Genomic DNA, 19,470 nt, shown 5'->3' with positions numbered 1-19,470 from the left:
AGAAGATAGAAAATAAAATGATAGCTAAGAGTATTAATCATATTAATGGTATTATTACAAATTTTTAGCAAAGTGTTCATTAAATAATTAATGAATACCCTATGATAAAAGTTAAATGAGAATCTAGGAAAACTTGAATGAGTAATTCATCTCAATTAGCACGTGGATTAACTGCCCGTCATATTTTATTTATTGCCCTTGGTTCAGCAATTGGTACTGGCCTATTTTATGGTTCAGCTAAAGCTATTCAGATGGCAGGGCCTGCTGTTTTATTAGCCTATTTTGTAGGTGGTGCAGCCGTATTTATTATGATGCGCGCTTTAGGAGAAATGGCGGTGCGTGATCCTGTTTCAGGATCGTTTAGTCATTATGCTACTAAGTATTTAGGCCCAATGGCGGGCTTTATTACAGGTTGGACTTATACCTTTGAAATGATCGTGGTTTGTATTGCTGATGTTACTGCCTTTGGGATTTATATGAAGCTGTGGTTTCCACATGTTGATCAATGGATATGGGCACTAGCTATTATTTTAGTGATTGGTGGTATTAATCTTTTTCATGTAAAAGCATTTGGTGAAATGGAGTTTTGGCTGTGCTTAATTAAAGTGCTAGCTATCATCGCTATGATTGTAGGTGGTGGTATTTTATTGTTAGTAGGTACTAATTTTGGTTATCCAATAGGTATCAGTAACCTATGGGAGCATGGTGGTTTTATGCCTAATGGCATTGAAGGAGTGATTGCTTCTTTAGCCATTGTCATGTTTGCTTTCGGTGGGGTAGAAGTTATTGGTGTTACTTCTAGTGAAGCAGATAATCCTGAAAAATCTATTCCTAAAGCAATTAATGCAGTACCTTTTAGAATTTTATTCTTCTATGTGTTTACCTTATTTATTTTAATGTCGCTATTTCCTTGGAATGAAATAGGTTTGGCAGGTAGTCCCTTTGTAACTATCTTTGAAAAGTTAGGCATTCCTTATGCTCCCCATATTTTAAATGTGGTGGTGATTGTGGCTGCTGTTTCAGCGATTAATAGTGATATATTTGGTGCTGGTCGTGTTATGTATGGTATGGCACAAAATAAACAAGCACCGAGTGCTTTTTTACGGATTAATAAGAATGGAGTACCTTGGGTAACGGCTATTGTTTTATCTATTACTTTGGGTATTGGTGTTTATCTAAACTATCTAATTCCTAAAAATGTTTTTGTACTTATTGCCTCAATTGCCACTTTTGCTACGGTATGGGTATGGTTAATGATTTTATGTTCTCATCTAATGATGCGCCGTAAAATGACTAGACAAGAAGTAGCCGAATTGAAATTTCCAATACCTTTCTGGCCTATTGCCCCCATTTTAACTACATTATTTATGGTGTTTGTGGTGGTGTTATTGGGCTTCTTTAAAGAGACAAGGATTGCTTTATATGTGGGAGTCGTTTGGGTGGTGTTATTAATTGTAGCTTATTATTTATTTGTGAAAGAGAAATAAAGTTATAGTATATGTATATCTGTAAGTAATTAAATAATGGGAGGAGATTGTTTTGTTAATTGATATATTTCTTCCTAGCTTTCAGTTTTCTGAAAAGCATTGTATAACAATATCCGCTCCTCCAGATATTATTATGGATGTTATCATCAATAATGATCCATCTGCAGATAAGTTAACTAAAATTTTAATGAAAATACGTGAGTTTCCAATGAAACTTTATTCTTTTCATCGAGCAAAAGAAATTAAAGAACCTTTTGGATTTCATAGTTTTCTATTTCTGGGGAGCCAAGAAAGTAAAGAAGTTACTTATGGGCTTATTGGAAAGTTTTGGCAATTTAATTTTGGTTTAGTTTCTGTTTCAACACCATTAGAGTTTCAGCAATTTTCTAACAAAGGGGTTGCTAAATTGGTGATGAATTTTGTAATAACAGAACGAAATGATAATACGTCTATTTTATCAACTGAAACAAGGGTATTTTGTCCTGATAAGAAAATAGTAATGTTATTTTCACCATATTGGTATCTAATAAGACTAGCTAGTGGCTTTATTCGGAGAAGAATACTCTTACAAATTAAGTATATTGCTGAACAAAAAGGATCAAATTGAGTGCTCAATTTTTAAAGTTTGATTATTGGGTACTAAAATTTTAATCCACTTAATCGAACAGTTTGTCTTTTGATAGTTTCATCAAAGATACGTGGTTCGCTTTCGATTAAAGTAAATTTATTACGGGCACGAGTAATAGCAGTATAGAGTAGCTCACGGCTAAGAACAGGGTTTAACTGATCTGGTAGTATTAGGGCAGTATGAGAGAATTCTGAGCCTTGTGATTTATGTACAGTCATAGCAAAAACTGTTTCTGCTGAACTTAAACGGCTTGGTAATACTTCTCGTAAATTTTGAGTGCCATCATTGTAGGGAAATACTACTTTTAATACAGTTTGTTCAGGTGCATTTTCCATGGGAAATGCAAGAGTGATACCTATATCACCATTCATTAAACCTAATGCATAATCGTTGTGGGTCATTAGCACGGGTCGACCTTCATACCAACCCTCAAAATGGGAAATATAACCATGACGATACAACATATAAGCAATAGTTCTATTTAATTCATTAATACCATATTGACCTTCCCGCAATACAGCTAATATTTGAAACTGATTAAATGCAGCTAGTACTTGATTAGCCCATTTTTTCCATACAGGATCATAGACTGGGATAGTTGTATCAGGTCGTTGGTTTTTTAAAACGGCTAAATAATGACTATAACCATCCTGCTTTTCACTTCCAGTTAGAATAAATTTTTCAAAGTTTGGGTCTTTGACTTGGTTGATAGTTAGGTGCCCCAAGTCAGAAAGTGTCTGTTTTAATAGCTGGCGGGTTTGTTTAATATTACCTGTATTTACCCATTTAGCTAACTGGCCAATTCCACTATCACTGGCAAAACGTCGAGAGTGACGTAACATAACAGTCTGTTGTGCTAATGGATTTTGTTCGTTGTTACCTATTTGCAAATGGGTATTAGCTAATTGTTCACCTGTTATTTCAGTTAACCAGCTAAGTGTTTGTGGGCTATATAAACCTAACTCTGCATTTCGGCATAAATCACCCAGTACAGCTCCTGCCTCTACTGAGGCTAATTGGTCTTTGTCACCTAATAAAATTAACCGAGCATGGGTAGGTAATGCTTCTAATAGATGAGCAAAAAGCTCTAAATCAATCATAGAGGCTTCATCAATAATAAGAATATCTAAAGCTAATGGATTGGTTTTATTGTGTATAAAATGGCGGGTATCAGGACGACTACCTAGTAGACGGTGTAAGGTACTTACAGTCACAGGAATATATGCTCTTACATCTTCATCAATGGTTAATGAGGCTACTTGTTTACCAATAGATTCAGTTAAGCGTGCTGCTGCTTTGCCTGTTGGGGCTGCCAGTTGAATATTAAGTGGTTTACCCGCTTTAACAGCAGGTGTTTGTAGTAATGCCAATAATCGAATAACCGTAGTTGTTTTACCAGTACCTGGCCCCCCAGTAATAATACTAAAGGCTGTTCGCGTAGCAATAGCACAGGCAATTTTCTGCCAATCAGGGGAGTCTTTATTATCTTTAAAAAGTTCGTTTAATCTAGTTGATAAATCTTCGGGTATGGCTAGTTGGGTATTTAAACGTTGATTAATATGCGTAGTTAATAATTTCTCGTAGTACCAATAACGCCATAAATACAGTCTACCCTGTTGCCAAACCATAGGGGTTTGCTTTTCACCTTGTGAAGTTAAATCACTATTGATAATGGCTTGTTGCCAATCAGCAAGATTAAGCTGTGCTAATAATTGAACTGGATACCAAGGTTGCTGTTGATAAGTATAACTAAGAGATAAAGATAGTTCTGGATGTTGTAAAGTTAATGCTAAATCTAAACAAACATGACCATGGCTCAATTGATAACTGGTTAATGTAGCAGCTAATAATACACTAGGTTCAGTATTTGGTGATTGTTCTGCTAAGAACGCTGCAAAAGCATGATCTAATGGGCGAAGCCAACCTGCTGTTACCCATAGCTGTAATACCACTAGCATATCTGTAGTAGATGTTAGTGGTCGTAAAGTTAACCATTGCTCAGCTTGATCTAGCTGTTGTTGGCTGATGGGCAGCAATGGATTCATGCTTGCTCCTTAGCTTTATTGCTAAATAGATTATCTAATTTATCAATCAGTTCAAAAGGCACACGCTCATAAAATACACCGCCCGTTGCACTTTGATAACCTCGTAAAAATAGATAGAGTACGCCACCTGTATGTTGCTCATAGTCATAATCAGCTAAACGGGCTTTAAGCTGGCGATGTAGGGCTAATTGATAAAGTACTAGCTGTAAATCGTAACGGTGAGTAAGCATGGCTTCATTCATAGCTGATAGGGTATAGGCTTGGTTATTTTCACCTAGCCAATTAGATTTGTAATCAACAATATAGTAACGGTCATCTTGTGCAAAGGTTAAATCGATAAAGCCTTTAAACATACCATTCAGCATACCTTTTTCTAAAGGTGGGCGAATTTGATTAGGTAAAATATAGCTTTTTACTAATGTATCTAATTGTTCAAGATTAAGCCAATGGCTAGCAAACATAAATTCCATTTCTGAAAGGTAATGGGGGAGTTCTAATAATGAACTGGTTCTATCAACTAACGGTAGTTGCTGTTTGATAAAACCTTGTAACCAGTCTTGTAAAATATCAATCCAATGTTCCCAGCTACGAATATTACAACGCCTTGCAATAAAGTCTCTGCTTTCGGTTGGGTTATTTGCTACTTCAGCAAAACCTTTATTAGCAGCCCAGTCCAGTATGCCATGTAGAAAAGAGCCTGCTAATGCTCCCCGTGGAAAGCCATGAATGTCATTGGTGATTGGTGTATTGGTTGAGAAGCTACTGTTATCATCATCAAATAAGTTTTGATTAGCTGCCGTTTCAGGTACAGCTAAGGTTTCTATTGATTCTTGTTCAATCGTTGTTGCAGCCAAACGTAATGAGCTATAAGACGATATCCACCAAAAGCGCGAAATACTTCTTGCCATTTCTCGTGCTTGTGGTTTTATAACAGTTAACTGTTGTTCATTAAAACGTTGTAGGTTACTTTCTGGTAATACTTGTAGTTGAATACTTGAACAATCTTCAGTAAATTTTTCTAAACAACTTTGTAAATGGCTAGAGTCAGTTAGCGGTGAGCCATTATTTAATAAATAACCAATCGCTGAGTCATGCAATACAGAAGCTTTATTATTGCCATATTTTAAATCAGCTATACCTAACCAACAGTTATATTTAGCCCGTGTTAGTGCTACATATAATAAACGTAAATCTTCGGATAAACGTTCTTTATCTGCTTGATTAATAATTTCAGTATTTCTATGTAAGGAAAGTTGCAAATTACCTTGTTCATCGTGGTAGCGAATAGGTAAAAAATTTCCATTCACTGCTTTAAAAGAACAAATAAAAGGTAAAAATACTAAGGGATATTCTAAGCCTTTAGATTTATGAATAGTAATAACTTTAACCAGTTGCTCATCACTTTCTAAGCGAACAATATATTCATCACTTTGTTTATTATTTTCAGTCAAGCGTTCTGCTAAATAACGTATTAATGCTTGTTCGCCATCTAGCTCGGTAGCAGCTTGTTGTAATAGTTCTGCAAGGTGTAATAGGTTGGTGAGTTTTCTTTCACCTTCTTGGTAATTACTTAATAACCGTTGTGGTAGTTTAAAATCTTGTAAGAAACGACGTAACATGGGAAGTACCCCTTGGGTTCTCCACAATTCTTTATAGAAACGGAATTGTAAAATACGTTGTTCCCAAATATTTTCATTTTGATTGTAGCTGTCTAATTCTTGTAAGGTTAGATCAAGGGTTGCAGTAGCTAAAGCAGCCCTTAATAAGTGTTCATTTTCAGGCTGACCACAGGCTTCTAACCAGAGCAGTAAGTCCTGTGCTTCAAGAGTATCTAATACTGAATCCTTATCAGATAGGTAGACACTACGTACATTACGCGTAGCTAGTGCATCTCGTATTGCTTTAGCTTCTTTACCACTTCGAACAAGGATTGCAATATCAGAAGGACGTAGTGGTAATAAATAATCCTCTTGTTGAAAGCCAGCTTTATTTTGTTGGCCTAGATTTAATAAGCGAACAATTTCACTGGCACAACTTGCTGCAAAATGATTGTAGTATTCAGTTGTGCTAATAGGCGCATCGCTAGGTTGGTACCAAAAATTTAAAGCCGTTTGCTGCTGATTATTAATAACAAAAGCTTCTTTTTTGCCTTGTGCTTTAACAGGGTAAAAAGGTAAAGGATTATGCTGAGCTGTTTTAAAATGGAAAGCGCCTGTCGCATTATGTTGTTCCGCATAATCGAATAAACAGTTAGTGGCAGCTACCATAGCTTGACTAGAGCGATAGTTTGTATCTAGTTGGTGTAAACGTTTTTCAATATGATAGCGGGCTTGTAGATAAGTATAGATGTCTGCACCACGGAAGGCATAAATAGCTTGCTTGGGGTCACCAATTAAAAATAGCCCTACATCCTCTTCTTGTTCTAAATAGATCTTAGACAGAATGCGATATTGGATAGGGTCAGTATCTTGAAACTCATCAACCATAGCCACTGGAAATTGTTGTCGAATAAGTTTAGCTAAGCGGTTACCAGAAGGTCTTTGTAATGCTTCATCTAAGCGAGTTAATAGATCATCAAAGCCAATTTCAGCACGACGTACTTTCTCTTGTTCAAAGCGTTGTTTAACCCACTGTACTGCATGGGTTAACACAGCTAAAGTTGGGTTTGGTAGATTGTTTAATGCTTTAACCAGTTCTGGCATTGCTTCTAATGCAGGGTGATTAGGAGGTGAACCTTGTTTCCAAATTTCAGCAAAGCCTTCTGACGATAGTCGTTCAAACCCTACACCTAGATCAAGTTCTATTTGCTCGTTATCTGTTGCCCATTCTTTAAGCTTATTGCACCAACTATCATAAAAACGTTTTTGTAATTTACGGCCATCTACTTGTTTTTTTGCAACTGCTTCATCACAAATCAATCTAAGTTCTTCTGCCCACTCAGCCCAAGATTTTTTTAACTCAGTAATTGTTTGTTGGCGTAAGTTGAGTTGTTGTTTTAATAGTTCGGCAGGTGGCGTTGTCTGTTCTGGTAAGTCTGCTATTAATAAATCAGTGAGTTGGTTTTGTAAGTTTTTTGGTGTTTGCCAATTTTCTCTTACCCAATCTAAAGCCATACCTGTTAATGGATAACAAAAAATTCGCCAATAGTCACGAATAACACTGGCAAGTAAATCACTATGATCTGGTTCTAAGTGCTGGCGGAATAAATTGCCACTATCGAAGGCATGCTCTTTAAGCATCCGTTGACACCAAGAGTGAATGGTGGATACTGCTGCTTCATCCATCCATTGTGCAGCAATTTCTAATTGTTGGGCACAGGTAGGCCATTCCATTTCTAAATAATCATTACGTAAACTAATCAGTATCTCATCTGGATTGGCTAATTCATTTCGAAAGTAACGAGCAGCTTCTGCTAGGCGTGTACGAATACGATCACGTAGTTCTTGAGTTGCTGCCTCAGTAAAAGTCATTACCAATATTTCAGGTGGTAATAAGGGGCGTCTAAATTTAGTTTTTTCACTCCCATGGCCTAATACTAATCGTAAGTACAGTGTAGATATGGTAAACGTTTTACCTGTTCCAGCACTGGCCTCGATTAGTTGACTTCCTTGTAATGGAAAGTTTAAGGCAAAGGGTAGTTGATTGGTCATTAGTGATTTATAAATAATCAGATAAGGTAGTTGATCATTCTACAAAATTTTACTTGTAAAGGTTGATTTATTTAATAATAATCACTAATCAATCGTTATATAACGGCAGTAAAACATTCTAATTGTGGTGGCCCTAAGTAAATTTCACGCGTACTAGGATCACCTGCATTAGCGTGTGCTTTACGAAAGGCTTCGGAATGAGTCCAGTTTTTAAAAGCTTCTTCTGATTCCCATTCTGCATGTGAAGCAAACAGTGTATAACCATCCTGAGTAGAACCTTGTAGTAGATTAAATTTAACAAATCCAGGCACTTCTTTTAAATGGCTATCACGATTTTGCCAAATATTAATAAAGCGCTGTTCTTCACCCTGTTTAATTTTAAAGCGATTCATAGCTATATACATAATGTTGTATCCTCTTATTTTTAAAAATATTGATTATTGTATTTAGGAAGAAAGAAGTTAGAAAATAATTGATAACTTGAATTTTATCAAAATACTGTTTGAGTAAACATATAATAATTGTCAGCTTATATTATTAATTAAGAGAACGTTAATAAAGGGTTAGTATAATTAGCTTGTTACTGATGATAAGTATTTTAAAAATAGTTTAAATTACTGGTATTATTAGTTTGAGTTTAATACATAAGTAAGAGAGTAGGGAACGATGGGAACAATCAAAAAATTAAAAGATTATCAACAAATGGATTGGCCATGTACATCTGGTATAAGTACAGAGATTGCTAGAAATGAAGACTCTCCTAGTAAAGAGGTTTTTGATTGGCGTTTAGCCATGGAAGATGTACAAGGAGGCGCTTTATCGCCATTTAATGGCTTTATCCGGATATTTTCAGTTTTAGAAGGTGCAGCTGCTAATGTAGTGATTAATGGTCAATATGAAAATACTTTAAAGACTTATGATTTAGTACGTTTAGAGGCAGGTAGTGCAACGAATGTTAATTTACCGGCAGGTCCTGTAAAAGATTTAAGTCTACTTTATAACAATGAGCTTTATACTGGCGCTTATCAGTGGTGTCAGGTAGGTACTGAACCTCAAACGTTCAACTCAATGGCTGATACAGTATTAGTTTTCTCAGCAGCGCCACAAGTAACAGTTACAACAGGTGGTTCTGCTCAGGCATTGAGTCGTTACGATACGTTAATCACATCAGGCGGACAGGATATTAGTGTATCGGGCTCATCTCCTGCAGATTATGCTTGTATCGTGGAATTATTAAGACATTAATTTAAGTTAATTGCACCTAATTATAGAAAAAATAGAGGTATAAAAATTGCCTGTACATTTTGAAGAATTGTCTTGCTTAGATAACTATAAAGTAGGTGTAATTACTTTAAACTCACCTAAAAATCTTAATGCATTAAACTACCAAATAACCAAAGCTATGTATCAGCAGTTAGAAAAATGGGCTATTGATCCTAAGCTAGCCTGTGTTTTCTTGCATAGTTCTTCTGCTAAAGCTTTTTGTGCAGGTGGCGATGTTCGGCAAATTGTGGAGTCATGTTGTCAACATTTAGGCGAACCTGATGAGGTTGCACAAAGGTTCTTTTCACAAGAGTACCAATTGGATGCATTTATACATCATTATCCTAAACCCATTATAGGTTGGGGTGAGGGTTATGTATTAGGTGGTGGAATGGGGTTACTACAAGGTTGTTCAACTCGAATAGTTACCCCAACCAGTAAGCTGGCAATGCCTGAAATTAATATTGGCTTATTTCCAGATGTGGGGGCGGCTTGGTTTTTATCTCGTATGCCACAAAACTTAGGATTATTTTTTGCATTAACAGCTAGTCAGTTGAATGCTAATGATGCTTTATATTTTGGTTGGGCCGATCGTTTCTTATTAAATGACCAGAAAGACATTTTATTACAAGGTTTACAACAAATTAATTGGGCATGTAATGCTGAGCAACAATTACAGCAGTTATTAAAGTCTCTTGAACAACAAGCATTTCCACAACTACCAGACGCTATTTGGCAGTTTAGATTAAAGATTATTAAAGAAACTTTGGATCAACCTGATTTACCAAGTGTTTGTAATGCTATTATTAGCTTGCAAGATAGTAATGATGAAGCTTTAGCACAGGCAGCTAAAACCCTTGTAAGTGGATGTCCAATGACGGCATGGCTAATTTGGGAACAATTAAAACGTTTATCACGTTGTTCAATTACAGAAGTATTAGAAATGGATTTAGTGATTAGTCAAAATTGCTGTAAGAGAAAGGATTTTATTGAAGGTGTTAGGGCCAAACTAATTGATAAAGATAATAAACCAAATTGGTGTTGGAAGAGTATAGAAGAGGTTCCATATCGTGAAGTCAATAAACATTTTATCCCTTGACTAGAACCTTTTCATACAGTAGGTAACAATGTGACTAGAATATATTTAATAAAATGGCTATTCATCATAATAAGTAGTTTAATTTTTCCTTTAATAAGTTATGGTGAGCAAACCGATGAGACAGATCTTGATGAATGTATAAAAATAGCAAAATTATTTGATAAGAATGCCTTTAGCACATTATTTGATGGTGAACCTGTTACTGTCAATCTTCGTACTACAAGAAACTATATGCCTTTAAGTGGGTATGGAACTGGAGGCAAAATGGTTTCAGGTTGTTCAATAGACTTTATTTTGGAAAATAAAAGTGATGATCGTGAGCTTGGAGGCGTTAGATTAGCTAAGCAACAAAATGCATATGAAGTATTTAAGAGAGATAAAGCTAATAATAGCTTAAGCTCTAAAGCAGCATATCCTTCACCAAACACAGTTGTATATTCTTGGGCTTCTGATACTTATTATGAGTATATGGGAATAAATAAATTTCAAGAGTTTGGAGTTTATACTAAAAAAGGTGATTATATTATTTTTAGATATAACAATAATGCAGTGCTTAAAAACTCATTACAAAGAAATAATAAAGAATTGTTAGAGAAAAACTTTATTGAATTTATCAATATTGTTATACAACAAATGAAATATTAAATACATAACATTGTTAGATATCTACAAAGTTAATAATTGATAGAATGAAATTACTACAAAAGGTCAATGGATTTAGTTTCTAAAAACCATTTTAATAGATAAAAATTTAATGGCTTTTTGAGATATGAAAAAAATAGTTATTAGTAGTATATGCGTATTAGTTTGTTTAGTGGTTGGTTTTACTCCTAGTTTTTTCAAACAGAAGCTATAACTCATTGGTATCCTACATTGAGTAGATCTGCTTTAACACCACCTAATATAGCTTTCCCAATTGCTTGGACTATTTTATATATGCTAATGGGGATTTCTATTAGTTTAATAACAATGAGTTCTCATTATTTAAAAAAAACTTTAATAGTTTTATTCATACTTCAATTAATAGCTAACTTTTTATGGAGTGTATTTTTCTTTTATTTAGAGAATCCTTTTTTAGGCCTAACTGATATAGTTATCCTTGATATTATTGTTATCTTTTATATTATAAAATCTTATAGTGTAAGTAAAATAAGTACATGGTTATTTGTACCTTATTTATTATGGATTTTATTTGCTACTTACCTTAATGCTTATATCTTTATCTATAATTAAAGTTTAGAACAGGCTATTTTCATTCGTTCAATAGCTTGTTCTAACAATACTCTAGAGCATCCAAAGTTAAGTCGTAAAAATTTATCACAGCCAAAATCATTACCATCTGATAAACCAACACCAGCTTCTTCAAAAAAACGATGAGGATTCTCTATGGGGAGTTTGGTTGCATCAATCCATGCTAAATAGCTAGCCTCGATAGGCAATAATTTCAAGCCTTCAATACTATTAATTTGTTGATAGAGATAATCTCTATTGCCCCGCAGATATATTAATTGTTCTGCTAACCAATCGCTTGTATCTGTATACGCGGAAATTGCAGCAGTGTAAGCTAAAATATTTAAATGAGGAACTATATCCTCCATTACGTGCATAAATTTTTGACGAAGTTGTGGGTTAGGGATAATAGCAATGGATGCCCCAAGCCCAGCAATATTAAAAGTTTTAGAAGGAGCCATTAAAGTGATAGAGCGATTTGCAGCATCCTCATTAAGAGAAGCAAAAGGGATATGTTTTAAATTAGACTCTAATAAAAGATCACAGTGTATTTCATCACTACAAACAATCATATTATGTTGTTTAGCAAAAGCAAGTTGTTCTAATAACTCCTCATGACGATAAACGGTACCACCAGGATTTTGCGGATTGCAGAGCATTAATAATTTTTCGTTGCCATCTAATTTATTTTCAAGAGTACTTAAATCCATGACCCAACGATTATTTTTATTCAATAAATTAGCATAATATTGCTTACGATTGACATGCTTTGCTGCTGCCATAAAGGGAGGATAAATAGGAAAAGGGCAAATACTAGCTTCTGTCTCATTAGTAAATGCACGTAAACTAATATTTAAACCTGTTACTAATCCTGGTAAAAAAACTAGCCATTCAGGTTGTATTTGCCAATTATAGTGTTTGTCTGTCCAATTGATAAAAGCCTTAGCTAACTCTTTTGGTTGTCCGCCATAGCCATAAACTCCCTCTGCTACGCGTTCTTGTAATGCGTTCATAATAGAAGGCGGAGAAAGAAAATCAGTATCAGCTATCCATAGCGGAATGATATCTTTAGCAGCATATTTTTGCCATTTAAGGCTATCGGTATTAGCTCGATTAATAACTTGATCAAAATTAAACATGCTGATTCCTATATTATTTGGCTACTAGGTAAGCTCATCATTATATGGCAATATATACATTATTAAAAACCTACGTATCATGAGGATAATTTATGCTAACACTGGGCACACCACTATCAGCTACAGCTATTAGAGTAATGCTTTGTGGCTCTGGAGAATTAGGAAAAGAAGTTGTGATTGAGCTACAGCGTTTAGGTTGTGAAGTGATTGCTGTAGATCGTTATGCCAATGCACCTGCTATGCAGGTTGCCCATCGTAGCCATGTTATTAGCATGTTAGATGGTAATGCTTTACGTAAAGTAATAGAGCAAGAAAAGCCTCATTATATCGTGCCAGAAATTGAAGCTATTGCCACTGATACATTAGTTGCTCTAGAAAAAGAAGGCTATACAATTATTCCTACAGCTCGAGCTACTCAGCTTACTATGAATAGAGAGGGAATTCGTCGTTTAGTGGCTGAAGAGTTAAAGTTACCTACTTCACCTTATCGTTTTGCTACTAATGAAATGGAGTATAAACAAGCCATAAAAGAGTTAGGTTTTCCCTGCATTGTCAAGCCTGTAATGAGCTCATCAGGCAAAGGACAATCCTTAATTCGTAGTGAGGCTGATATTGATACTGCTTGGAAATATGCTCAAGAAGGGGGCAGAGCAGGTGGTGGCAATGTAATTATAGAAGGTTTTATAGATTTTGATTATGAAATTACCTTATTAACTGTTCGTCATATTAATGGTGTATCTTTCTGTGAACCAATTGGCCATCGGCAAGAAAAAGGGGACTATAGAGAGTCTTGGCAACCACAACCAATGACAGAAACAGCATGGTCTATCTCTAAAGAAATAGCCACTAAAGTGACTGAAGCCTTAGGTGGTAGAGGTGTATTTGGTGTTGAATTGTTTGTCAACGGTGATCAAGTTTGGTTTAGTGAGGTTTCTCCAAGACCCCATGATACAGGCATGGTTACTTTAATTTCACAAAATTTATCCGAATTTGCGTTACATGCTCGTGCTATTCTAGGGTTACCTATTCCTTATATAGAACAATATGGACCTTCTGCTTCATCAGTTATCTTGGTTGAGGGAGAGTCTAAACAAGTGAGTTTTTCTAATTTAGAGCAAGCGATTAGTGAGTCATTAACAGATTTACGTTTATTTGGTAAACCAGAAGTATCAGGCCAAAGAAGAATGGGAGTTGGACTTGCAAGAGCAGAAACTATAGAGCAAGCGGTTAATAAAGCAAAGCATGTATCACAGCAAGTTAAAGTGAAATTGTAGGATTAACTATGCAAATTCCAGAAGCTATTAAGTTAAAAAAAACATCTAACCTACTAGAGCTTACTTACCAAGGCCAGCTCTATCAGTTATCGGCTGAATATCTAAGAGTTAACTCTCCCTCAGCTGAAGTGCAAGGACATGGTAATCCCATACTACAATACGCTAAGAAAGAGGTTAAATTAATTAAAATAGAACCTGCTGGACAATATGCCCTCAAATTAACGTTTGATGACGGCCATGATACGGGGCTATATACATGGGAATATCTATATAAATTAGCTACAGAGCAAGAAAATATTTGGGATGACTATTTAAAACAACTAAATGAGCAAGGAAAGTCTAGAGATCCTAATGAATCTATAGTTAAACTCGTTAGTTCTACTCAAAAAACTAATCAAACAAATTGACAAAGTTGAGTAAATCTATATAATTTTTCGTCCCTACTAGTTAAGGTTGTTTAATATTTTCTGATTAATTTTGTAGATAAAAATAAATCAAAAAAAGATTAAAAAAGGCGTTGACAAAGTTAGGAAAAGGCGTAGAATGCGCGCCTCATCTGCAGAGTAAAGCTCTAAAGATACAAGTTCTTTAACAATATAAATCAAGTAAATCGTGTGGGTGTTTGTAGTACTGGTAAGAAATATCAGTAATATAAACAACTCGTCATAGATTGAGTTTTTAGATTACTGAGCCGTTTTAGAACCTTATGGTTCAAAAGATTTTAAACTGAAGAGTTTGATCATGGCTCAGATTGAACGCTGGCGGCAGGCCTAACACATGCAAGTCGGGCGGTAACAGGTCTTTCGGGATGCTGACGAGCGGCGGACGGGTGAGTAAAGTCTAGGAATCTGCCCAGTAGTGGGGGACAACGCGGGGAAACTCGCGCTAATACCGCATACGCCCTACGGGGGAAAGGTGCTTTATTGTACCGCTATTGGATGAGCCTAGATCAGATTAGCTAGTTGGTGGGGTAAAGGCCCACCAAGGCGACGATCTGTAGCTGGTCTGAGAGGATGATCAGCCACACTGGGACTGAGACACGGCCCAGACTCCTACGGGAGGCAGCAGTGGGGAATATTGGACAATGGGGGAAACCCTGATCCAGCCATGCCGCGTGTGTGAAGAAGGTCTTCGGATTGTAAAGCACTTTAAGTTGGGAGGAAGGGGTGAAGTAACGACTCACCTTTGACGTTACCAACAGAATAAGCACCGGCTAACTTCGTGCCAGCAGCCGCGGTAATACGAAGGGTGCAAGCGTTAATCGGAATAACTGGGCGTAAAGCGCGCGTAGGTGGTTTGTCAAGTTGGATGTGAAATCCCCGGGCTCAACCTGGGAACTGCATCCAAAACTGACTGACTAGAGTACAGTAGAGGTTAGTGGAATTTCCTGTGTAGCGGTGAAATGCGTAGATATAGGAAGGAACACCAGTGGCGAAGGCGACTAACTGGACTGATACTGACACTGAGGTGCGAAAGCGTGGGGAGCAAACAGGATTAGATACCCTGGTAGTCCACGCTGTAAACGATGTCAACTAGCCGTTGGGACCCTTGAGGTTTTAGTGGCGCAGCTAACGCAATAAGTTGACCGCCTGGGGAGTACGGTCGCAAGATTAAAACTCAAATGAATTGACGGGGGCCCGCACAAGCGGTGGAGCATGTGGTTTAATTCGACGCAACGCGAAGAACCTTACCTGGCCTTGACATGTCCGGAATCCTACAGAGATGTGGGAGTGCCTTCGGGAATCGGAACACAGGTGCTGCATGGCTGTCGTCAGCTCGTGTCGTGAGATGTTGGGTTAAGTCCCGTAACGAGCGCAACCCTTATCCTTAGTTACCAGCACGTAAAGGTGGGCACTTTAAGGAGACTGCCGGTGACAAACCGGAGGAAGGTGGGGATGACGTCAAGTCATCATGGCCCTTACGGCCAGGGCTACACACGTGCTACAATGGTTGGTACAGAGGGTTGCCAAGCTGTGAAGCGGAGCTAATCTCAGAAAACCAATCGTAGTCCGGATTGAAGTCTGCAACTCGACTTCATGAAGTCGGAATCGCTAGTAATCGCGAATCAGAATGTCGCGGTGAATACGTTCCCGGGCCTTGTACACACCGCCCGTCACACCATGGGAGTGGGTTGCTCCAGAAGTAGCTAGGCTAACCTCGTGAGGCCGGTTACCACGGAGTGATTCATGACTGGGGTGAAGTCGTAACAAGGTAGCCGTAGGGGAACCTGCGGCTGGATCACCTCCTTAAACGAAAGCTGGTACTACAAGTACCCACACGAATTACTTGATTTATAATTGCAAAGAACGAATTGGGCGGATGCCTAAAAAGTTAACAGATTAGGGTCTGTAGCTCAGCTGGTTAGAGCACACGCTTGATAAGCGTGGGGTCGTAGGTTCAAGTCCTACCAGACCCACCAATTAAATGGGGCCATAGCTCAGCTGGGAGAGCGCCTGCCTTGCACGCAGGAGGTCAGGAGTTCGATCCTCCTTGGCTCCACCAGATAATAATCAAAAGAAGCTAGAAGCTAATTCTTTTAAGCAAAGAGAATTACCTTCTAACTTTTAAAGTTAGACTGTTCTTTAACAAATTAGATATGCAAAGAAGTAAAGATTAATTAGTAATTACTGGTCTAATTACTAATGCTGAGGTGAAAATATTGCGAACTCAAGCGCAAATTTTCGGCGAAACAAATGTCGATTCTTTGGTTGTGTAGCTTTAGATTACTAGATAATTTAGGGTTATATAGTCAAGTGAATAAGCGCATACGGTGGATGCCTTGGCAGTCAGAGGCGATGAAAGACGTGATACCTGCGAAAAGTTACGGGGAGCTGGGTACAAAGCATTGATCCGTAAATGTCTGAATGGGGAAACCCAACTGAGAGAACCTCAGTTATCCAGTACTGAATACATAGGTACTGAGAAGCGAACCAGGGGAACTGAAACATCTAAGTACCCTGAGGAAAAGAAATCAACCGAGATACCCCAAGTAGTGGCGAGCGAACGGGGTGCAGCCAGTGTTCAGAAGCATATGTATTAGTGGAATGGTCATGGGAAAGCCAATCATAGAGGGTGATAATCCCGTACACGAAAATACGCATGTGGATCTAAGTACACAAAAAGTAGGTCGGGGCACGAGAAACCTTGACTGAAGACGGGGGGACCATCCTCCAAGGCTAAATACTACTGACTGACCGATAGTGAACCAGTACCGTGAGGGAAAGGCGAAAAGAACCCCGAGTAGGGGAGTGAAATAGAACCTGAAACCGTATGCGTACAAGCAGTGGGAGCGGACTTGTTCCGTGACTGCGTACCTTTTGTATAATGGGTCAGCGACTTATATACAGTAGCAAGCTTAACCGAATAGGGGAGGCGTAGCGAAAGCGAGTCTTAATAGGGCGCCTAGTTGCTGTGTATAGACCCGAAACCAAGCGATCTATCCATGGGCAGGTTGAAGGTTAGGTAACACTGACTGGAGGACCGAACCGACTACCGTTGAAAAGTTAGCGGATGACCTGTGGATCGGAGTGAAAGGCTAATCAAGCTTGGAGATAGCTGGTTCTCCTCGAAAGCTATTTAGGTAGCGCCTCATGTATAACTTCTGGGGGTAGAGCACTGTTTCGGCTAGGGGGTCATCCCGACTTACCAACCCGATGCAAACTCCGAATACCAGAAAGTTCTAGCATGGGAGACACACGGCGGGTGCTAACGTCCGTCGTGAAAAGGGAAACAACCCAGACCGTCAGCTAAGGTCCCAAAATTTTGGTTAAGTGGGAAACGATGTGGGAAGGCATAGACAGCTAGGAGGTTGGCTTAGAAGCAGCCATCCTTTAAAGAAAGCGTAATAGCTCACTAGTCGAGTCGGCCTGCGCGGAAGATGTAACGGGGCTCAAACCAAATACCGAAGCTACGGGTTCACGTTTTACGTGAGCGGTAGAGGAGCGTTGTGTACGCCTGTGAAGGTCAATTGAGAAGTTGGCTGGAGGTATCACAAGTGCGAATGCTGACATGAGTAACGACAATGGGTGTGAAAAACATCCACGCCGAAAGACCAAGGTTTCCTGCGATACGTTAATCGAAGCAGGGTTAGTCGGCCCCTAAGGCGAGGCTGAAAAGCGTAGTCGATGGGAAATAGGTTAATATTCCTATACTTCTAATAACAGTGATGGAGGGACGGAGTAGGCTAAATCAGAGTGGCGTTGGTTGTCCACTTGAAAGGCTGTAGGTAGATCTCTTAGGCAAATCCGGGAGATTATTACTGAGAACTGATGACGATTCATTTATCTTAAATGGAAAGTGATTGATGCCATGCTTCCAAGAAAAGCTTCTAAACTTATGTTATTAGGAACCGTACCCCAAACCGACACAGGTGGTCAGGTAGAGAATACCAAGGCGCTTGAGAGAACTCGGGTGAAGGAACTAGGCAAAATGGCACCGTAACTTCGGGAGAAGGTGCGCTGGTGGTAAGTGAAGTTCCTCGCGAATGGAGCTGAAGCCAGTCGAAGATACCAGGCCGCTGCAACTGTTTATTAAAAACACAGCACTCTGCAAACACGAAAGTGGACGTATAGGGTGTGACGCCTGCCCGGTGCCGGAAGGTTAATTGATGGGGTTAGCTTAGGCGAAGCTCTTGATCGAAGCCCCGGTAAACGGCGGCCGTAACTATAACGGTCCTAAGGTAGCGAAATTCCTTGTCGGGTAAGTTCCGACCTGCACGAATGGCGTAATGATGGCGGCGCTGTCTCCACCCGAGACTCAGTGAAATTGAAATCGCTGTGAAGATGCAGTGTATCCGCGGCTAGACGGAAAGACCCCGTGAACCTTTACTGTAGCTTTGCACTGGACTTTGAACCTGTTTGTGTAGGATAGGTGGGAGGCTTTGAAGTTAGGACGCTAGTTCTAATGGAGCCAACCTTGAAATACCACCCTGACATGTTTGAGGTTCTAACTCTGACCCGTTATCCGGGTTGAGGACAGTGTATGGTGGGCAGTTTGACTGGGGCGGTCTCCTCCTAAAGAGTAACGGAGGAGTACGAAGGTGCGCTCGGCGTGGTCGGAAATCACGCTAAGAGTATAAAGGCAAAAGCGCGCTTGACTGCGAGACAGACAAGTCGAGCAGGTACGAAAGTAGGTCTTAGTGATCCGGTGGTTCTGTATGGAAGGGCCATCGCTCAACGGATAAAAGGTACTCCGGGGATAACAGGCTGATACCGCCCAAGAGTTCATATCGACGGCGGTGTTTGGCACCTCGATGTCGGCTCATCACATCCTGGGGCTGAAGCCGGTCCCAAGGGTATGGCTGTTCGCCATTTAAAGTGGTACGCGAGCTGGGTTTAGAACGTCGTGAGACAGTTCGGTCCCTATCTGCCGTGGACGTTTGAGATTTGAGAGGGGCTGCTCCTAGTACGAGAGGACCGGAGTGGACGAACCTCTGGTGTTCCGGTTGTCACGCCAGTGGCATTGCCGGGTAGCTATGTTCGGAAGAGATAACCGCTGAAAGCATCTAAGCGGGAAACTTGCCTCAAGATGAGATCTCACTGGGGATTTAATCCCCCTAAAGGGCCGTTGAAGACTACAACGTTGATAGGTTGGGTGTGTAAGCGTAGTGATACGTTGAGCTAACCAATACTAATTGCCCGAGAGGCTTGACTATAT

General features: G+C 38.9%; 12 protein-coding genes, 2 tRNA genes and 2 rRNA genes. 12 read left to right on the top strand and 4 right to left on the bottom strand.

The annotated features are described in order from the left end of the window. Positions 1 to 137 precede the first annotated feature (137 nt). Both ACQVD9_RS15240 and ACQVD9_RS15235 read left to right on the top strand, forming a co-directional pair. Entirely contained in the window at positions 138 to 1,487 is a 1,350-nt protein-coding gene (locus ACQVD9_RS15240; protein ID WP_264746782.1) for an amino acid permease, read from the top strand. A gap of 52 nt (positions 1,488 to 1,539) precedes the next feature. Then, positions 1,540 to 2,094: a hypothetical protein gene (locus ACQVD9_RS15235; RefSeq protein ID WP_264746781.1), complete on the top strand. Its 555-nt coding sequence runs from the start codon at positions 1,540 to 1,542 to the stop codon at positions 2,092 to 2,094. Positions 2,095 to 2,126: 32 nt separating this feature from the next. Here ACQVD9_RS15235 and recD read toward each other — a convergent pair whose 3' ends face one another. From recD to hmuQ, 3 genes are all read right to left on the bottom strand, one after another. Continuing rightward, entirely contained in the window at positions 2,127 to 4,160 is a 2,034-nt protein-coding gene (recD, locus tag ACQVD9_RS15230) for an exodeoxyribonuclease V subunit alpha (protein ID WP_264746780.1), read from the bottom strand. Continuing rightward, positions 4,157 to 7,810 (bottom strand): exodeoxyribonuclease V subunit beta, encoded by a 3,654-nt coding sequence (gene recB / locus ACQVD9_RS15225; protein ID WP_264746779.1) that lies wholly within the window; start codon positions 7,808 to 7,810, stop codon positions 4,157 to 4,159. Before recB ends, recD begins: the two co-directional genes overlap by 4 nt. Before the next feature lie 95 nt (positions 7,811 to 7,905). Beyond that, positions 7,906 to 8,214 (bottom strand): heme-degrading protein HmuQ, encoded by a 309-nt coding sequence (hmuQ, locus tag ACQVD9_RS15220; protein ID WP_264746778.1) that lies wholly within the window; start codon positions 8,212 to 8,214, stop codon positions 7,906 to 7,908. A 262-nt stretch (positions 8,215 to 8,476) separates the two neighbouring features. Between hmuQ and ACQVD9_RS15215 the strand changes: the two genes are divergently transcribed. The 4 genes from ACQVD9_RS15215 to ACQVD9_RS15200 all read left to right on the top strand — a co-directional run bounded on the left by ACQVD9_RS15215 (position 8,477) and on the right by ACQVD9_RS15200 (position 11,405). After that, positions 8,477 to 9,055, top strand: coding sequence for a HutD/Ves family protein (locus ACQVD9_RS15215; RefSeq protein ID WP_264746777.1), 579 nt, complete (start codon positions 8,477 to 8,479; stop codon positions 9,053 to 9,055). A 46-nt stretch (positions 9,056 to 9,101) separates the two neighbouring features. Then, positions 9,102 to 10,172 carry an enoyl-CoA hydratase/isomerase family protein gene (locus tag ACQVD9_RS15210; RefSeq protein ID WP_264746776.1) on the top strand — a complete coding sequence of 357 codons (1,071 nt, stop codon included), beginning with the start codon at positions 9,102 to 9,104 and terminating at the stop codon, positions 10,170 to 10,172. A 30-nt stretch (positions 10,173 to 10,202) separates the two neighbouring features. After that, positions 10,203 to 10,817 carry a hypothetical protein gene (locus ACQVD9_RS15205; RefSeq protein WP_264746775.1) on the top strand — a complete coding sequence of 205 codons (615 nt, stop codon included), beginning with the start codon at positions 10,203 to 10,205 and terminating at the stop codon, positions 10,815 to 10,817. Positions 10,818 to 11,024: 207 nt separating this feature from the next. Next, positions 11,025 to 11,405, top strand: a complete 381-nt coding sequence (locus tag ACQVD9_RS15200; RefSeq protein WP_413774182.1) for a TspO/MBR family protein — start codon at positions 11,025 to 11,027, stop codon at positions 11,403 to 11,405. Here ACQVD9_RS15200 and ACQVD9_RS15195 read toward each other — a convergent pair. Continuing rightward, the gene (locus tag ACQVD9_RS15195) at positions 11,402 to 12,541 is read right to left on the bottom strand and encodes a MalY/PatB family protein (protein WP_264746774.1); all 1,140 of its coding nucleotides are present in this window, start codon (positions 12,539 to 12,541) and stop codon (positions 11,402 to 11,404) included. The two genes, ACQVD9_RS15200 and ACQVD9_RS15195, sit on opposite strands and share 4 nt — an antisense overlap. Before the next feature lie 92 nt (positions 12,542 to 12,633). Between ACQVD9_RS15195 and purT the strand changes: the two genes are divergently transcribed. The 6 genes from purT (at position 12,634) to ACQVD9_RS15165 (ending at position 19,468) form a co-directional block, all read left to right on the top strand. Next, the gene (gene purT, locus ACQVD9_RS15190) at positions 12,634 to 13,815 is read left to right on the top strand and encodes a formate-dependent phosphoribosylglycinamide formyltransferase (protein WP_264746773.1); all 1,182 of its coding nucleotides are present in this window, start codon (positions 12,634 to 12,636) and stop codon (positions 13,813 to 13,815) included. A gap of 8 nt (positions 13,816 to 13,823) precedes the next feature. Continuing rightward, on the top strand, positions 13,824 to 14,222 hold the full coding sequence (locus ACQVD9_RS15185) for a gamma-butyrobetaine hydroxylase family protein (RefSeq protein WP_264746772.1): 399 nt from the start codon (positions 13,824 to 13,826) through the stop codon (positions 14,220 to 14,222). Positions 14,223 to 14,538: 316 nt separating this feature from the next. Further along, positions 14,539 to 16,064: ribosomal RNA gene (locus ACQVD9_RS15180) — 16S ribosomal RNA — on the top strand. Between the two features lie 93 nt (positions 16,065 to 16,157). Next, positions 16,158 to 16,234: transfer RNA gene (locus tag ACQVD9_RS15175), tRNA-Ile, on the top strand. A 7-nt stretch (positions 16,235 to 16,241) separates the two neighbouring features. After that, positions 16,242 to 16,317 (top strand) — tRNA-Ala (locus ACQVD9_RS15170). 245 nt (positions 16,318 to 16,562) lie between these two features. Beyond that, positions 16,563 to 19,468: ribosomal RNA gene (locus tag ACQVD9_RS15165) — 23S ribosomal RNA — on the top strand. Together the 16S and 23S rRNA genes with 2 tRNA genes alongside form the textbook arrangement of a ribosomal RNA operon. The last annotated feature ends 2 nt before the right edge of the window (positions 19,469 to 19,470 follow it).

This window comes from Entomomonas sp. E7T21 (genome assembly GCF_058693955.1).
Note: the sequence above shows the minus strand (reverse complement) of the source record. Positions and strands in the feature narration are given on the sequence as shown.

What these genes read in the sequence shown, in the direction of transcription:
- ACQVD9_RS15240 (WP_264746782.1), top strand. Translation starts at nt 138, where the DNA reads ATGAGTAATTCATCTCAATTAGCACGTGGATTAACTGCCCGTCATATT.
- ACQVD9_RS15195 (WP_264746774.1), bottom strand. Translation starts at nt 12,541, where the DNA reads ATGTTTAATTTTGATCAAGTTATTAATCGAGCTAATACCGATAGCCTT.
- hmuQ (WP_264746778.1), bottom strand. Translation starts at nt 8,214, where the DNA reads ATGTATATAGCTATGAATCGCTTTAAAATTAAACAGGGTGAAGAACAG.
- recD (WP_264746780.1), bottom strand. Translation starts at nt 4,160, where the DNA reads ATGAATCCATTGCTGCCCATCAGCCAACAACAGCTAGATCAAGCTGAG.
- purT (WP_264746773.1), top strand. Translation starts at nt 12,634, where the DNA reads ATGCTAACACTGGGCACACCACTATCAGCTACAGCTATTAGAGTAATG.
- ACQVD9_RS15185 (WP_264746772.1), top strand. Translation starts at nt 13,824, where the DNA reads ATGCAAATTCCAGAAGCTATTAAGTTAAAAAAAACATCTAACCTACTA.
- ACQVD9_RS15215 (WP_264746777.1), top strand. Translation starts at nt 8,477, where the DNA reads ATGGGAACAATCAAAAAATTAAAAGATTATCAACAAATGGATTGGCCA.
- recB (WP_264746779.1), bottom strand. Translation starts at nt 7,810, where the DNA reads ATGACCAATCAACTACCCTTTGCCTTAAACTTTCCATTACAAGGAAGT.